1 protein-coding gene is annotated in these 719 nt (G+C 68.7%); it reads left to right on the plus strand.

Annotation, left to right across the window (positions count from 1 at the left end):
- Positions 1-717 (plus strand): catechol 1,2-dioxygenase (gene catA / locus FAS41_RS30740; protein ID WP_138527035.1); only part of this gene is annotated, 717 nt, incomplete at its 5' end.
- Positions 718-719 lie beyond the last annotated feature (2 nt).

Raw genomic sequence — 719 nt, forward strand, 5'->3', positions numbered from 1 at the left:
CTGGTCGTCGCCGGCCTGGGCATCGAGCACTACCTCGACCTGCTGCTGGACGCCCAGGACGCGGCGGTCGGCATCGAAGGTGGCACTCCGCGCACCATCGAAGGTCCGCTGTATGTGGCCGGCGCACCGCTGTCCGAAGGCGAAACCCGCATGGACGACGGGAAGGACGCCGGCACCGTGATGTTCCTCTCCGGCCGCGTGTTCGACCTCGACGGCAAGCCCCTGGCCGGCGCCGTGGTCGATCTCTGGCACGCCAACACCAACGGCACCTACTCGTACTTCGACAGCAGCCAGTCCGAGTACAACCTGCGCCGGCGCATCGTCACCGACGCCGAAGGCCGCTACAAGGCGCGCAGCATCGTGCCCAGTGGTTATGGTTGCCCGCCGGATGGCCCGACCCAGGAGCTGCTGAACCAGCTCGGCCGCCACGGCCAGCGCCCGGCGCACATCCACTTCTTCATTTCCGCGCCGGGCCATCGCCACCTGACCACGCAGATCAACCTGGCCGGTGACCAGTACCTGTGGGACGACTTCGCCTATGCCACCCGCGACGGCCTGATCGGCGAGGTGCGCTTCGTCGAGGACGCGGCCGCCGCCCAGGCGCGCGGTGTGGAAGGGCGCTTCGCCGAGATCGAGTTCGACTTCCAGCTGCAGCAGGCCGTTTCCGCCGACGCCGAAGACCGCAGCAACCGCCCCCGCGCCTTGCAGCAAGCCTGATT

The sequence above is a fragment of the Pseudomonas nicosulfuronedens genome (genome assembly GCF_005877905.1).
GTDB lineage: Bacteria > Pseudomonadota > Gammaproteobacteria > Pseudomonadales > Pseudomonadaceae > Pseudomonas > Pseudomonas nicosulfuronedens.